This is a genomic window from Streptomyces europaeiscabiei, from assembly GCF_001550375.1.
Taxonomy (GTDB): domain Bacteria; phylum Actinomycetota; class Actinomycetes; order Streptomycetales; family Streptomycetaceae; genus Streptomyces; species Streptomyces europaeiscabiei.
In genome coordinates, this window is the sequence record NZ_LRTR01000356.1 from 1 (window position 1) to 12,031 (window position 12,031).

The following is a 12,031-nucleotide window of genomic DNA, read 5'->3' on the forward strand; positions in this document are numbered from 1 at the left end:
GCCGTGTCCGCCCACCCGGCCGCCCCGATCGCCGCGCCGGCCGCCGCGACCGCCCCCACCCGTCGACGACCGAAGCGATCAGTGCCAGCAACACCACCGCCGCGAGCGCCCACCACCATGACGTGTCCATAGCCACGACCGTACCGGCGCGCACCGCGCCACGCCCGCCCTGTCGCACGCCCCCGCGCCCTTCGGCACCACCTCACCCCGGCTCGTGCGCGCCTCAACGGCCCTGCCACCAGCCGAACCGGTGACACCACAGGTGAGTTCGCCCACAACGGCCCCTGGCGGAGGAGCGACCCACCCTTTTGCGCCTTACGCTCAACGGACCGCACAACTCTTGCTGCACCCATGCCCGTCCCGCGCAACCCCGCTATCTGCAATCCGCACTCCGCAACCCGTAACGCACTCTGCAATCCGCAACCCGTCTGCACGTCACGACTGACACGACTGTCACGACTTCACGCCAGCGCGGAGGTTCCAGCTCTCATGAAGCTCACCGTCGTCGGCTGCTCGGGGTCGTTCCCGTCCGCGGAATCGGCCTGTTCGAGCTACCTCGTAGAGGCCGACGGCTTCCGGCTGCTCCTCGACATGGGCAACGGTGCCCTCGGCGAGCTGCAGCGCCACTGCGGTCTCTACGACCTCGACGCGATCTTCCTCAGCCATCTGCACGCCGACCACTGCATCGACATGTGCGCGTACTTCGTCGCACGCTACTACCGCCATGACGGCGGCCGCTGCGACCCTCTCCCGGTCTACGGACCGGAGGGCACCGAGCAGCGCCTGACCACGGCCTACGCGGACACCCCGTCCGCCTCCTCCATGAGCGAGGTCTTCGACTTCCACACGGTCAAGCCGAGCACGTTCGAGATCGGCCCCTTCACCGTCCACACGGAACGGGTCGCCCACCCCGTCGAGGCGTACGGCATCCGCATCGAGCACGGCGGCCGGGTCCTGACGTACTCCGGGGACACCGGTGTCACCGACACCCTGGACGAACTGGCCCGTGACGCCGACCTGTTCCTGTGCGAGGCGGCCTTCACGCACGGCAAGGAGGACATCCCGGACCTCCATCTCAACGGCCGCGAGGCCGGTGAGACGGCCGCCCGGGCGGGCGCCCGCCGTCTCGTCCTCACCCACGTCCCACCGTGGACCGACCCGCAGGTCAACCTCGTCGACGCCCGTGCGGTGTACGACGGCCCGGTGGAACTGGCGGTGCCCAGGATGTCGTACGAGATCTGACCCCGTAGGCACGAAGGTACGAAACGGGCCCCCGGAGCCGACATGCTCCGGGGGCCCGCTGCCGTTCCGTACCGGCTACGCCTTCGTGAGGTCCTCCACCTCCTCCTCGGGCTCACGGCCCGGGGTCGGGAGGTTGAACCTGACGATGGCGAAGCGGAAGACGAAGTAGTAGACGGCGCCGAAGACCAGGCCGATCGGGATGATCAGCCATGGCTTGGTGGCCAGGTTCCAGCTCATGGCGTAGTCGATGAAGCCGGCGGAGAAGGTGAAGCCGGCGTGGACCCCCAGCCCCCAGGTGATGGCCATGGAGAGCGCGGTCAGCAGCGCGTGGATCACATAGAGGAGCGGGGCGATGAACATGAACGAGAACTCGATCGGCTCGGTCACACCCGTCACGAAGGACGTCAGGGCAAGGGAGATCATCATGCCCGTGACGACCTTGCGGCGCTCGGGGCGGGCGGTGTGCGCGATGGCCAGGGCCGCCGCGGGCAGACCGAACATCATGATCGGGAAGAAGCCGGACATGAACATTCCGGCGGTCGGGTCGCCGGCCAGGAAGCGCGTGTTGTCGCCGTGCACGACCACGCCGGCGGCGTTCGTGAAGTCGCCGAGCTGGAACCACGCCACCGTGTTGACGAACTGGTGCATGCCGATCGGGATGAGCGCCCGGTTGATCGCGCCGAACAGGGCCGCGCCGAACGAGCCCAGGCCGGTCATCCACTCGCCGAAGCTGCCGATGGCCTCACCGATCGGCTCCCAGACCAGCCCGAAGAAGACGCCGACCGCGACACCGACGAAGGCCATGATGATCGGCACCAGACGGCGGCCGTTGAAGAAGCCGAGCCAGTCCACCAGCTTCGTACGGTGATACCGCTGCCAGAGGACCGCCGAGAGCAGACCCATGACGATGCCGCCGAGGACACCGGGGTTGTTGTACGTCGCGGCTATGTCCGCGCCCTTGGTGATCTTGGCCTCGGACACCGGGAACGCCTCGAGCACCTTGCTGTAGACAAGGAAGCCCACCAGCGCGGCGAGAGCGGTCGAGCCGTCGGCCTTCTTGGCGAAGCCGATCGCGACGCCGATGCAGAACAGCATCGCGAGGTTGCCGGTGATGGCGCCGCCGGCCTTGTCGAAGACCGCGGCGACCTTGTCCCAGCCGAGGCCATCGGCCCCGAAGACGTCCGGCTGGCCGAGCCGGACGAGCAGGCCGGCGGCCGGCAGCACGGCAATGGGCAACTGCAGGCTGCGGCCGACCTTCTGCAGGCCCTGCATCAGGCCTGATCCCCACTTCTTCGAGGGGGCCGCCGTTGGCGCGGTGGCGGTGCTCATAGACTTCCTCCATCGGGTGGTGGTCTACACCACTCAGTGGTGTAGACCTGTTGTAGCAGATGGGGGAGGGGATCAGGAACCCTCGATTCCTACCCGGATTCCGGACGACTCGCGGAGCCCCTGGTGAGCGTTCGGGCAGCGTTCGGTGATCGTTCAGTGATCTTCCGGAGCGTTTTCGTGGCGCGCTCGGGGCGCGTTCCGAGGGCCTCCGCGGCATCCCGGCCGACGGGGCACTGCGCGAAGTCGGCATGCCCGTACGGCAGTTCGCCGTACGGGCGCCCGAACAGTCACGGCCGCGCGAACAGTGCGCCCCGAGCGGTCACGGCCGCGCGCCCAGCGCCGTTACGGCCGCGCGAACCATGCGGCCGGCGCGGTCACGGCCGTGCGTACCGCGTGCCCGACTCGTCGCGGCGCAGTAGTTCCTCGTCCACGAGCGCCCGTCGCAGGGTCACCCAGTCGTCGAACCACTGGCCGCAGATCGCGTTGACCTTGGCCTCGGAGTAGGTGGCGCCGGCCTCGAACGAGTCGGCCACGACGGCGAGCACCCGGCTGCGGACCTCCGCCCTCCCGGGGATCGAGGTCAGCCGCCCCTTGCGGAAGTAGGCCCCCGCTCCGTCACCGCCGCCCCGCCCGGAGATCCGGACCTCCGCCTGGACGGCCAGCCGGAACGTGTCGTCGAGGAGCCGGTAGGCGCGGGCGTCGGCGTCGTACGCGGCGATCCGCCCGTCGACGAGCTTCTGCAGGGCGACGGCGGCAGCCGCCGGACGCAGCCCCGCCCGCTCCGCGACCTCGGTCACGGAGGTCGCGCCGAGTGCGAGCGCCGCGAAGGCGTCCCGCCGGTCGGTCTGGGCGAGGACGCCGATCAGATCGCGGCAGGACGGCGGCAGGTCCTCGCCGCCGGGCAGCCGGCCGGTGCCGGTGGGGGCCGTGTTCATCATCATCAACAACTTCCGGGTCGTCGTACGGCGTTGGCGCCCGCCGCGCACGACGCTGCTGTACGTCGTGCGCGGCGGAACCCCTACGACTACCGCGCCCCCCACAGGCCGGGGCAACCGGAATTCGTCGCCCCGGGACCCGTTTCGGCCACCGGACCCCGCCGGCCTACGGCTTCGTCATGTCCTCCACCTCGTCCTCCGGCTCCCGCCCCGGCGTCTTCAGGTCGAACTTCGTGATCGCGAACCGGAAGACGACGTAGTACACGACGGCGAAGCACAACCCGATCGGGATGATCAGCCAGGGTTTCGTGGCCAGGTTCCAGTTGATGACGTAGTCGATGAGCCCGGCGGAGAAGCTGAACCCGTCATGCACCCCGAGCGCCCACGTCACCGCCATCGACACGCCCGTCAGCAGCGCGTGCACCGCGTACAGCGCGGGAGCGATGAACAGGAACGAGTACTCGATGGGTTCGGTGATCCCCGTGACGAACGACGTCAGCGCCACCGACGTCATCAGCCCACCGACCTCCTTGCGACGGCTCGGCTTCGCGCAGTGCGTGATGGCCAGCGCGGCGGCCGGCAGCGCGAACATCATGATCGGGAAGAACCCGGAGGTGAACTGCCCCGCGGTCGGGTCCCCGGCGAGGAACATGTTGATGTCGCCGTGCACGACCTCCCCGTCCGGCTTCGTGTAACTGCCGAACTGGAACCAGATGGGCACGTTCAGGAACTGGTGCAGCCCGATGACGAGCAGCGCGCGGTTCGCGACCCCGAACACCCCCGCGCCCCATGAGCCCAGGCCGTCCAGCCAGTCGCTGAAGCTCTCCAGGGCGTCACCGATCGGCGGCCAGATCCACAGACACAGCGCGGCGAACGCGATCGCCACGAACGCCATGATGATCGGCACCAGCCGCCGCCCGTTGAAGAACCCGAGCCAGTCCACCAGCTTCGTACGGTGGTAGCGCTGCCAGAGGAACGCCGTGAGCAACCCGATCACGATCCCGCCGAAGACACCCGGGTTCTGGTACGAGAACGCCGCCACCGTCCCGTCCGGCGTCTGACAGCCCGTGTCGACGGTCTGCGAACCGGCCGCGCAGTCCTTGGGGAACTCGTGCAGCACGCTGAAGTAGACGAGGAACCCGGCGACCGCAGCCAACGCCGTCGTACCGTCCGACTTCCGCGCCATACCGATCGCCACACCCACACAGAACAGCAGCGGCAGCCCCAGCTCACCGTTCAGCAGCGCGCCGCCCGCGCCGTCCATCACCTTGGCGACGTCCGTCCACCCCAGCCCCTCGTCACCGAACATGTCCGGCTGGCCGAGGCGGTTGAGGATGCCCGCGGCCGGCAGCACGGCGATGGGCAGCTGGAGGCTGCGGCCCATCTTCTGCATGCCCTGGAACAGATGCCCGCTCCGGAGCGCGTTGCTCGCGTTCATTTGGCGACCGTTCGTCCGGTGGTGTAGACCAGTCGCGGACAGTCCCGCAAGCTGTCCCGCGTACGGTTCCGCTGTCGTGAACGTCATCATTCGGTACGAACAGCAAGGCCGCTCGCGAAGCTGGGCCAACTGTGGGTTACTGCGACAAAGCGGCCGGATCCGGGAAACAGGGAAAAGGAAAAAGGGGAGAGTGGCCATGGCCAGTAAGGCTGAGAAGATCGTCGCCGGGCTCGGCGGCCTCGACAACATCGAAGAGGTCGAGGGCTGCATCACGCGCCTGCGCACCGAGGTCCATGACGCCTCCCTCGTGGACGACGCCGCCCTCAAGGCCGCCGGCGCCCACGGCGTCGTCAAGATGGGCACCGCGATCCAGGTCGTCATCGGCACGGACGCCGACCCCATCGCCGCGGAGATCGAGGACATGATGTAGTCGCGCCCGCTCCCGGACGGGGCTCCTTCCCGGCGCGGGAGGGGCCCCCTCCATATGTGCCGCTAGGCTCAGCGCCATGTCTCGAATCGACGGCCGCACGCCCGAACAGCTCCGCCCGGTCACCATCGAACGCGGGTGGAGCAAGCACGCCGAGGGCTCCGTCCTCGTCTCCTTCGGCGACACGAAGGTCTTCTGCACCGCCTCCGTCACCGAAGGCGTCCCCCGCTGGCGCAAGGGCAGCGGCGAGGGCTGGGTCACCGCCGAGTACTCCATGCTCCCCCGCGCCACCAACACCCGCGGCGACCGCGAGTCCGTACGCGGCAGGATCGGCGGCCGCACCCACGAGATCTCCCGCCTCATCGGCCGCTCCCTGCGCGCCGTCATCGACTACAAGGCGCTCGGCGAGAACACGATCGTCCTGGACTGCGACGTCCTCCAGGCCGACGGCGGCACGCGTACGGCGGCCATCACCGGCGCGTACGTCGCGCTGGCCGACGCCGTGTCCTGGGCCCAGGGCAGGAAGCTCATCAAGGCCGGCCGCCAGCCCCTCACCGGCACGGTCGGCGCGGTGTCGGTGGGCATCGTCGGCGGCGTCCCCCTCCTCGACCTCTGCTACGAGGAGGACGTGAAGGCCGACACCGACATGAACGTCGTCTGCACCGGCGACGGCCGCTTCGTCGAGGTCCAGGGCACCGCCGAGGCCGAGCCGTTCGCCCGCGAGGAACTCGACTCGCTGCTGGACCTCGCCGTTTCCGGCTGCACGGAGCTGGCGCTCCTGCAGCGCAAGGCACTTGATACCGTCCTCGAAAGGTAAAGAGGACCCCAAGAGCGGTGGCCGCCGACAGCAACCACGGCGGCCCCGCCCGCGTCCTTGCACATACGGGCGCACGGCACACCACCGTGCGCCCGGCCGCACCGGCACCAGCCGTTCCCGGGGCCGTCAGGCCTGCAACCAGTAGGAGGACCGTTCCATGGCCGCGAGCCGCCGACGTCGTATGACCACCATCGCCGGAGCCGTAGCTGCCGTCGCCCTCACGGCCGGCCTCACCACCGGCTGCGACGCCGTGAACAAGGCCCTGGACTGCGTCCAGACCGCCGACGCCATCGCCCAGAGCGTGGACGACCTCCAGCAGGCCGTGCAGAACGCGGCGGACGACCCCACGCAGCTGGAGGAGTCCCTCGCCTCCATCGACAAGAACCTCGACGAGATCGGCGACAAGACCGACAACACCGACGTCAACAAGGCCGTCGACGGCCTCCAGAAGGCCGTCACCGACACGCGTACGGCCGTCGAGAACGGCGACACGACCCCCGACATCAGTGGCATCACCGACGCGGCGGGCGAGCTGACGAAGGTCTGCACGTCGTAACCCGGGAGAGCCGGGCGGCGGGGATCGCGATACTGGTGGGCATGACCCGCCTGATCCTCGCCACCCGCAACGCCGGCAAGCTCACCGAGCTGAAGGCCATCCTCGCCGACGCAGGCCTCGCCCACGAGCTCGTCGGCGCGGACGCCTACCCCGACGTCCCCGACGTCAAGGAAACCGGCGTCACCTTCGCCGAGAACGCCCTGCTGAAGGCCCACGCCCTCGCACAGGCGACCGGCTTCCCCGCCATCGCCGACGACTCCGGCCTCTGCGTCGACGTCCTGAACGGCGCCCCCGGCATCTTCTCCGCCCGCTGGGCGGGCACCCACGGCGACGACAGGGCCAACCTGGAGCTGCTGCTGGCCCAACTCGGCGACATCGCCGACGAACACCGGGGCGCCCACTTCAACTGCGCGGCTGCCCTCGCGCTGCCCGACGGCACGGAGAGGGTGGTCGAGGGCCGACTGCGCGGCTCACTGCGCCACACCCCCACCGGCACGAACGGCTTCGGCTACGACCCCATCCTCCAGCCGGACGGCGACACCCGAACCTGCGCCGAACTGACCGCCGAGGAGAAGAACGCGATCAGCCACCGGGGCAAGGCGTTCCGGGGGCTGGTGCCGGTGCTGCGGGAGCTGTTGGGCTGAGGTGCACGCAACAACGGCCTGCGAATCAATCCTTTGATTCGCAGGCCGTTTATGTGCGGCGGAAGGGATTCGAACCCTCAAGCCCTATCACAGGCCACAGATCCTAAGTCTGCTGCGTCGCCGTTGCGCCACCGCCGCTAGCCGCCTGCCATCGTACCGGGAGTTGTGTGCTGCCTACGGCCTCCCCTGCGTCAGGTGTCGGTGACCGCGTGGCAGTTGGGGCACGGGCGCCGCGGATTCTCGCTCCGGTCGTCGCTCCGGTCCCCGTTGATGTGATCGACCTCCAGTGTCATGGGCCTGCCGAGCCACTCGGGTCCGAGGCCGCAACGGGCGCACTCCTCGGGCGCGTCGAGTTCGAGAAGTGCGCGGCGTGAGGGTGTGGTCGCCGTCCGGTGGGCGCCGCTGTGCCGCACGAGCACTTCATGGCCACGTCCGGGATGCGGAACGGCCCGTACCGGATCGCTCCGGTGCGGGCCGTGGTGCGGGGTCGGGGGGGACCTCAGATGCCCAGGTCCTTGATGATCTTGGCCACGTGGCCCGTCGCGCGGACGTTGTACAGGGCCTGTTCGACCTTGCCCTCCTCGTCGACGATGATCGTGGAGCGGATGACGCCCATGTAGGTCTTGCCGTAGTTCTTCTTCTCGCCGAAGGCGGCGTAGGCGTCGAGGGCCGTCTTGTCGGGGTCGCCGAGAAGGGTGACCTTCAGGGACTCCTTCTCGCGGAACTTGGCGAGTTTCTCGGGCTTGTCGGGGGAGATGCCGATGACGTCGTACCCGGCGTCCGCGAGGAGCTCCAGGTTGTCGGTGAAGTCGCAGGCCTGCTTGGTGCAGCCGGGGGTCAGGGCGGCCGGGTAGAAGTAGACGATGACCTTGCGGCCCTTGCGGTCGGACAGGGACACCTCGTTGCCGTCGGCGTCCGGGAGGGTGAAGGCGGGGGCCACGTCGCCGGGCTGGAGTCGCTCGCTCATCGTTCCAGCGTAATGGCGGGCCCTGGCGGTGCGGCGCCGGGTCGAGCTGACAGACTGTCCGCAACCAAGAGATTTCAGGGACAACCGACAACGGGAGGCCGCGCGGTGGCGGAGACCTCGGACATCAGAACCCCGGCCGAGATCGAGGCGGACATCAAGCGCCGCCGCGACAACCTCGCCGAGACGCTCGACGAGATCGGCGTCCGCGTGCATCCCAGGACGATCGTGGGCGACGCCAAGGCCAAGGTCGTCTCGAACATCGACCACACCCTCGGCAGGGCCTACGTCTCGGTCAACCGTGTGGTCAGCGACGTCAGGGGCCAGTTCGTCGACGAGGACGGGGCGCCCCGGATCGAGCGCATCGTGCCCGTCGCCCTCGTGGTCGTCGGTGTCGTCGGGTTCCTCGCCCTCGGCACGCGGCGTCGCAGGGCCTGACGCGGACAGGGATCGAGACAGGTAGGTTCGGGGCGTGAGCGAGAAGACCCAGCACGACAAGTTGCCCATCCGCATGCTGCACGACCGTGTGCTCGTGCGGCAGGACACCGCCGAGGGCGAGCGGCGTTCCGGCGGCGGCATCCTGATCCCCGCGACGGCGGCCGTCGGCCGGCGCCTCGCCTGGGCCGAGGTCGTCGCGGTCGGCCAGAACGTCCGGACCGTCGAGCCCGGCGACCGTGTCCTGTACGACCCCGAGGACCGCGCCGAGGTCGAGGTCCGGGGCGTCGCGTACGTCCTGATGCGCGAGCGCGATCTCCACGCCGTGGCCGCGGACCGGTTCGAGGGGTCGGAGGACTCCACGGGTCTGTATCTCTGATTCGAAGGCAGTAGAGGTCGGTGGGGGCTGGTGACCATGGTCACCAGCCCCCACCGCCTTTTGCTTGCTACCTTTGAGGGAACCCGACGAGACGCGCCGTACCGGGCCAAGGCAAAGACGACGCACCCGTTGATCCCCTCACGGAGGTGCTCGTCATGGCCTGGGTTCTGCTCGTCGTCGCCGGACTGCTCGAAGTCGGCTGGGCGGTCGGGATGAAGTACACCGACGGATTCACCCGGCCGCTGCCCAGCGTGCTCACCGGCGCCGGCATCGTCGCCAGCATGGTTCTGCTCTCCTACGCCGCCAGGACGCTGCCCATCGGTACCGCGTACGGCGTGTGGGTGGGGATCGGGGCGGCCGGGGCGGCGGTGTTCGGCATGGTGGTGCTGGGGGAGCCGACCACCGCCGCCCGGATCTTCTTCGTGTGTCTGCTGCTCGTGGCCGTGGTGGGGTTGAAGGCCACCTCCGGCCACTGAGCAGCCGTAGCTACCCGAACGGTCCCACCGATGTCTCGCCCCCGGTGGTGGCTCCGCCGTCCGTCGTGCCTCCGTCGGTCGTGGCTCCGCCGGTGGAGGTCGTGCCTCCGTCGGTCGTGGCTCCGCCCGTGGACGTCGTGCCGCCGTCCGTCGACGTGCCGCCGGTGGACGTGGTACCTCCGTCCGTCGACGTGCCGCCGGTGGACGTCGTGCCGCCGTCGGTCGTGGGCGTGCCGCCGGTGGTGGTGCTGTCGCCGGTGTCCTCGTCCGTCGGGCCGTCGGTCTCCTCGTCGCCGGTGGCGCCGCCGGTCTCCTCGTCGCCGGTGGCGCCCGGCTCGTCGGCGGGGGTGCTGGGCGGGGTGTAGACGACGTCGGCGCCGACCTGGAGGTCGAGGTCGAAGTCCTTCACCTTCTTGCCCTTGAGGGCGGTTTTGGTGAACTGTGCCCAGATCTCCGTGGGTGCCCCGCCACCGTTGATGCGGGGCAGGCCCATGACGCCGTACAGCGACTTGTGGGCGCCGGTCTTGGGGTCCTGGCCCATGACGGAGACGACGGTGGCGAGGTCGGGGGTGTAGCCGGCGAACCAGGCGGCCTGGTCCTCCTCGGCGGTGCCGGTCTTGCCGGCGACCGGGTGGCCGGAGGACTGCGCGGCGGTGGCGGTGCCGCTCTGGACCACGCTCTGCAGGACGGAGGTGGTGGTGTCGGCGGCCTTGCGGCTGACGGCCTGCGTGGACTCCGTGGAGCGGAGCTCGATCGCCGCGCCGTCCTTGCTGATCTTCTCGATCATCGTGTACGTGCCGTGCCTGCCGTGGTTGGCGAGCGTGGCGTACGCCTCCGTCATGTCGAGGACGCTCGCGGTGGCGGTGCCCAGGGCGATGGACGGGTACGGGTTCATGTCCGGGGTGTTCTTGGGCACGCCGAGGTCGATCGCGGTCTTCTCGACCTTCTCGGGGCCGATGTCCACGGCCATCTGCGCGTACACCGAGTTCACGGAGCTCTGGGTGGCCTGGCGGACGGTGATGTTGCCGTAGTTGTGGTAGTCCTCGTTCTCCGGCGCGTACGTCCCGCCGGTCCAGCCCGTCACGGGGCGCCTGTTGGTGCCGTCGTAGACCGTGTTCGGGGTGATCGCCTGGCCGTTCTGGTTGTTGGAGGCGTTCTCCACGGCGGAGGTGAACACGAGGGGCTTGAAGATGGAGCCGACCTGGAAGTCGCGGCGGGTCGCGTTGTTCACGTACTGCTTGGTGTAGTCGATGCCGCCGTACATCGCGATGACCTTGCCGGTCTTCGGGTCGATGGAGACACCGCCGGCGCGGACGTAGTTGTCCACCTTGCGGTTCTTCTTGTCGAGCTTGTCCATCAGCTGGTCGTCGACTGCCTTGATGAAGGCGTCCTGCATCTTGGGCCGGATGGTGGTGGTGATGCGGTAACCACCGCCGTTCTCCAGCGCCTTCTCATCGATGATCTTGTTGCTGATGAGGTACGACTTGATGGCCTCGACCAGGTAGCCGCGCTGACCGGAGAAGGCGCTGGAGGTGGTGGCCTGCTTCGGCGTCGGGAACTTCGCGCCGGTCCGCTCGGACTGCTTGAGCCAGCCCTCCTTGACCATGCCGTCGAGGACGTAGTTCCAGCGGGCGAGGGCCGCTTTCTTGTTCTCGGGGTGGGCGACGACGTCGTACATGCTCGGCGCGTTGACCAGGGCGGCGAGGTAGGCGCCCTGCTCGGCGGTGAGACGGTCGGCGTCGATGCCGTAGTAGGCCTGGGCCGCGGCCTGGATGCCGTACGCGTTGCGGCCGAAGAAGCTGGTGTTGAGGTAGCCCTCCAGGATCTCGTCCTTGGTCACCTCGCGGTCCAGCTTGATCGAGATGAAGAACTCCTTGGCCTTGCGGGTGACGGTCTGGTCCTGGGCCAGGTAGTAGTTCTTCACGTACTGCTGGGTGATCGTCGAGCCGGACTGCTTGCCCTTGCCGGTCGCGGTGTTCCAGGCCGCGCGGGCCATCGCCTTGAGGTCGATGGCCGGCTCGGAGTAGAAGTCGCGGTCCTCGGCGGCCAGTACGGCCTGCTGCGCGGCCTTGGAGACCTTCGACAGCGGGACGTTCTCGCGGTTGACCTCGCCGTCGCGGGCGATCTGGCTGCCGTCCGCGTACAGGTAGACGTTGCTCTGCTTGGTCGCGAACGCGTTCGCCTTGGGGATGTGGACCATGTTGTAGCCCAGCACGAAGGCGCCGACGATCAGCATGAGCCCGATGACGAAGGCGCCGAGCACCATGCGCCAGGTGGGGAACAGCCGCCTCCAGCCGGTGCGCTTGGGCCGCTTGGGCTTCTTCGCCTTGCCGCCCCCGGCCGCCGGGCTGGGCGTGGTGTCGGGCGCGGCGGCGGGTGTAGGGGCGGC

At 69.1% G+C, this 12,031-nt stretch carries 13 protein-coding genes, 1 tRNA gene, 1 pseudogene and 1 riboswitch; of the genes and pseudogenes, 8 read left to right on the forward strand and 7 right to left on the reverse strand.

Going from position 1 to position 12,031, the window contains the following annotated elements; all coding sequences use genetic code 11:
• Window positions 1–130: pseudogene (locus AWZ10_RS53690) on the reverse strand (type II toxin-antitoxin system PemK/MazF family toxin); the annotation flags it as partial.
• A gap of 359 nt (window positions 131–489) precedes the next feature.
• On the opposite strand from AWZ10_RS53690, the gene AWZ10_RS16875 reads away from it, so the two are divergent.
• Window positions 490–1,242 carry an MBL fold metallo-hydrolase gene (locus tag AWZ10_RS16875; RefSeq protein ID WP_060891465.1) on the forward strand — a complete coding sequence of 251 codons (753 nt, stop codon included), beginning with the start codon at window positions 490–492 and terminating at the stop codon, window positions 1,240–1,242.
• A gap of 75 nt (window positions 1,243–1,317) precedes the next feature.
• Here the strand turns inward: AWZ10_RS16875 and AWZ10_RS16880 are convergent, their stop codons facing one another.
• From AWZ10_RS16880 to AWZ10_RS16890, 3 genes are all read right to left on the reverse strand, one after another.
• Window positions 1,318–2,571 (reverse strand): PTS transporter subunit EIIC, encoded by a 1,254-nt coding sequence (locus tag AWZ10_RS16880; protein ID WP_046705736.1) that lies wholly within the window; start codon window positions 2,569–2,571, stop codon window positions 1,318–1,320.
• Between the two features lie 374 nt (window positions 2,572–2,945).
• Window positions 2,946–3,506 (reverse strand): DUF2087 domain-containing protein, encoded by a 561-nt coding sequence (locus AWZ10_RS16885; RefSeq protein ID WP_060891469.1) that lies wholly within the window; start codon window positions 3,504–3,506, stop codon window positions 2,946–2,948.
• A 166-nt stretch (window positions 3,507–3,672) separates the two neighbouring features.
• Window positions 3,673–4,944 (reverse strand): PTS transporter subunit EIIC, encoded by a 1,272-nt coding sequence (locus tag AWZ10_RS16890; RefSeq protein ID WP_060891466.1) that lies wholly within the window; start codon window positions 4,942–4,944, stop codon window positions 3,673–3,675.
• Here AWZ10_RS16890 and AWZ10_RS55095 point away from each other — a divergent pair.
• The 4 genes from AWZ10_RS55095 (at window position 4,898) to rdgB (ending at window position 7,388) form a co-directional block, all read left to right on the forward strand.
• Window positions 4,898–5,374, forward strand: a complete 477-nt coding sequence (locus tag AWZ10_RS55095; RefSeq protein ID WP_267893574.1) for a PTS sugar transporter subunit IIB — start codon at window positions 4,898–4,900, stop codon at window positions 5,372–5,374. The two genes, AWZ10_RS16890 and AWZ10_RS55095, sit on opposite strands and share 47 nt — an antisense overlap.
• 76 nt (window positions 5,375–5,450) lie before the next feature.
• Window positions 5,451–6,188 (forward strand): ribonuclease PH, encoded by a 738-nt coding sequence (gene rph / locus AWZ10_RS16900; protein ID WP_046705738.1) that lies wholly within the window; start codon window positions 5,451–5,453, stop codon window positions 6,186–6,188.
• Between the two features lie 157 nt (window positions 6,189–6,345).
• The gene (locus tag AWZ10_RS16905) at window positions 6,346–6,744 is read left to right on the forward strand and encodes a hypothetical protein (RefSeq protein ID WP_046705739.1); all 399 of its coding nucleotides are present in this window, start codon (window positions 6,346–6,348) and stop codon (window positions 6,742–6,744) included.
• Between the two features lie 41 nt (window positions 6,745–6,785).
• On the forward strand, window positions 6,786–7,388 hold the full coding sequence (rdgB, locus tag AWZ10_RS16910; RefSeq protein WP_046705740.1) for an RdgB/HAM1 family non-canonical purine NTP pyrophosphatase: 603 nt from the start codon (window positions 6,786–6,788) through the stop codon (window positions 7,386–7,388).
• A gap of 54 nt (window positions 7,389–7,442) precedes the next feature.
• Here rdgB and AWZ10_RS16915 read toward each other — a convergent pair.
• Both AWZ10_RS16915 and bcp read right to left on the reverse strand, forming a co-directional pair.
• Window positions 7,443–7,526, reverse strand: a tRNA-Leu gene (locus AWZ10_RS16915).
• A gap of 361 nt (window positions 7,527–7,887) precedes the next feature.
• The gene (gene bcp / locus AWZ10_RS16925) at window positions 7,888–8,355 is read right to left on the reverse strand and encodes a thioredoxin-dependent thiol peroxidase (protein ID WP_046705741.1); all 468 of its coding nucleotides are present in this window, start codon (window positions 8,353–8,355) and stop codon (window positions 7,888–7,890) included.
• Window positions 8,356–8,460: 105 nt separating this feature from the next.
• Here bcp and AWZ10_RS16930 point away from each other — a divergent pair, with 105 nt between their 5' ends.
• The 3 genes from AWZ10_RS16930 to AWZ10_RS16940 all read left to right on the forward strand — a co-directional run bounded on the left by AWZ10_RS16930 (window position 8,461) and on the right by AWZ10_RS16940 (window position 9,642).
• On the forward strand, window positions 8,461–8,790 hold the full coding sequence (locus AWZ10_RS16930; RefSeq protein ID WP_037703533.1) for a DUF3618 domain-containing protein: 330 nt from the start codon (window positions 8,461–8,463) through the stop codon (window positions 8,788–8,790).
• Between the two features lie 34 nt (window positions 8,791–8,824).
• The gene (locus AWZ10_RS16935; RefSeq protein WP_033525031.1) at window positions 8,825–9,166 is read left to right on the forward strand and encodes a GroES family chaperonin; all 342 of its coding nucleotides are present in this window, start codon (window positions 8,825–8,827) and stop codon (window positions 9,164–9,166) included.
• Between the two features lie 65 nt (window positions 9,167–9,231).
• A riboswitch (guanidine-III (ykkC-III) riboswitch) is annotated at window positions 9,232–9,293 on the forward strand.
• A gap of 28 nt (window positions 9,294–9,321) precedes the next feature.
• Complete coding sequence (locus AWZ10_RS16940; protein WP_060891468.1) at window positions 9,322–9,642, forward strand: DMT family transporter; 321 nt, start codon at window positions 9,322–9,324, stop codon at window positions 9,640–9,642.
• Between the two features lie 10 nt (window positions 9,643–9,652).
• Here AWZ10_RS16940 and AWZ10_RS16945 read toward each other — a convergent pair.
• On the reverse strand, window positions 9,653–12,031 hold a 2,379-nt coding region (locus AWZ10_RS16945; RefSeq protein ID WP_060891470.1), incomplete at its 5' end, for a transglycosylase domain-containing protein.

What these genes read in the sequence shown, in the direction of transcription:
- AWZ10_RS16875 (WP_060891465.1), top strand. Translation starts at nt 490, where the DNA reads ATGAAGCTCACCGTCGTCGGCTGCTCGGGGTCGTTCCCGTCCGCGGAA.
- AWZ10_RS16880 (WP_046705736.1), bottom strand. Translation starts at nt 2,571, where the DNA reads ATGAGCACCGCCACCGCGCCAACGGCGGCCCCCTCGAAGAAGTGGGGA.
- AWZ10_RS16885 (WP_060891469.1), bottom strand. Translation starts at nt 3,506, where the DNA reads ATGAACACGGCCCCCACCGGCACCGGCCGGCTGCCCGGCGGCGAGGAC.
- AWZ10_RS55095 (WP_267893574.1), top strand. Translation starts at nt 4,898, where the DNA reads ATGCCCTGGAACAGATGCCCGCTCCGGAGCGCGTTGCTCGCGTTCATT.
- AWZ10_RS16890 (WP_060891466.1), bottom strand. Translation starts at nt 4,944, where the DNA reads ATGAACGCGAGCAACGCGCTCCGGAGCGGGCATCTGTTCCAGGGCATG.
- rph (WP_046705738.1), top strand. Translation starts at nt 5,451, where the DNA reads ATGTCTCGAATCGACGGCCGCACGCCCGAACAGCTCCGCCCGGTCACC.
- AWZ10_RS16905 (WP_046705739.1), top strand. Translation starts at nt 6,346, where the DNA reads ATGGCCGCGAGCCGCCGACGTCGTATGACCACCATCGCCGGAGCCGTA.
- rdgB (WP_046705740.1), top strand. Translation starts at nt 6,786, where the DNA reads ATGACCCGCCTGATCCTCGCCACCCGCAACGCCGGCAAGCTCACCGAG.
- bcp (WP_046705741.1), bottom strand. Translation starts at nt 8,355, where the DNA reads ATGAGCGAGCGACTCCAGCCCGGCGACGTGGCCCCCGCCTTCACCCTC.
- AWZ10_RS16940 (WP_060891468.1), top strand. Translation starts at nt 9,322, where the DNA reads ATGGCCTGGGTTCTGCTCGTCGTCGCCGGACTGCTCGAAGTCGGCTGG.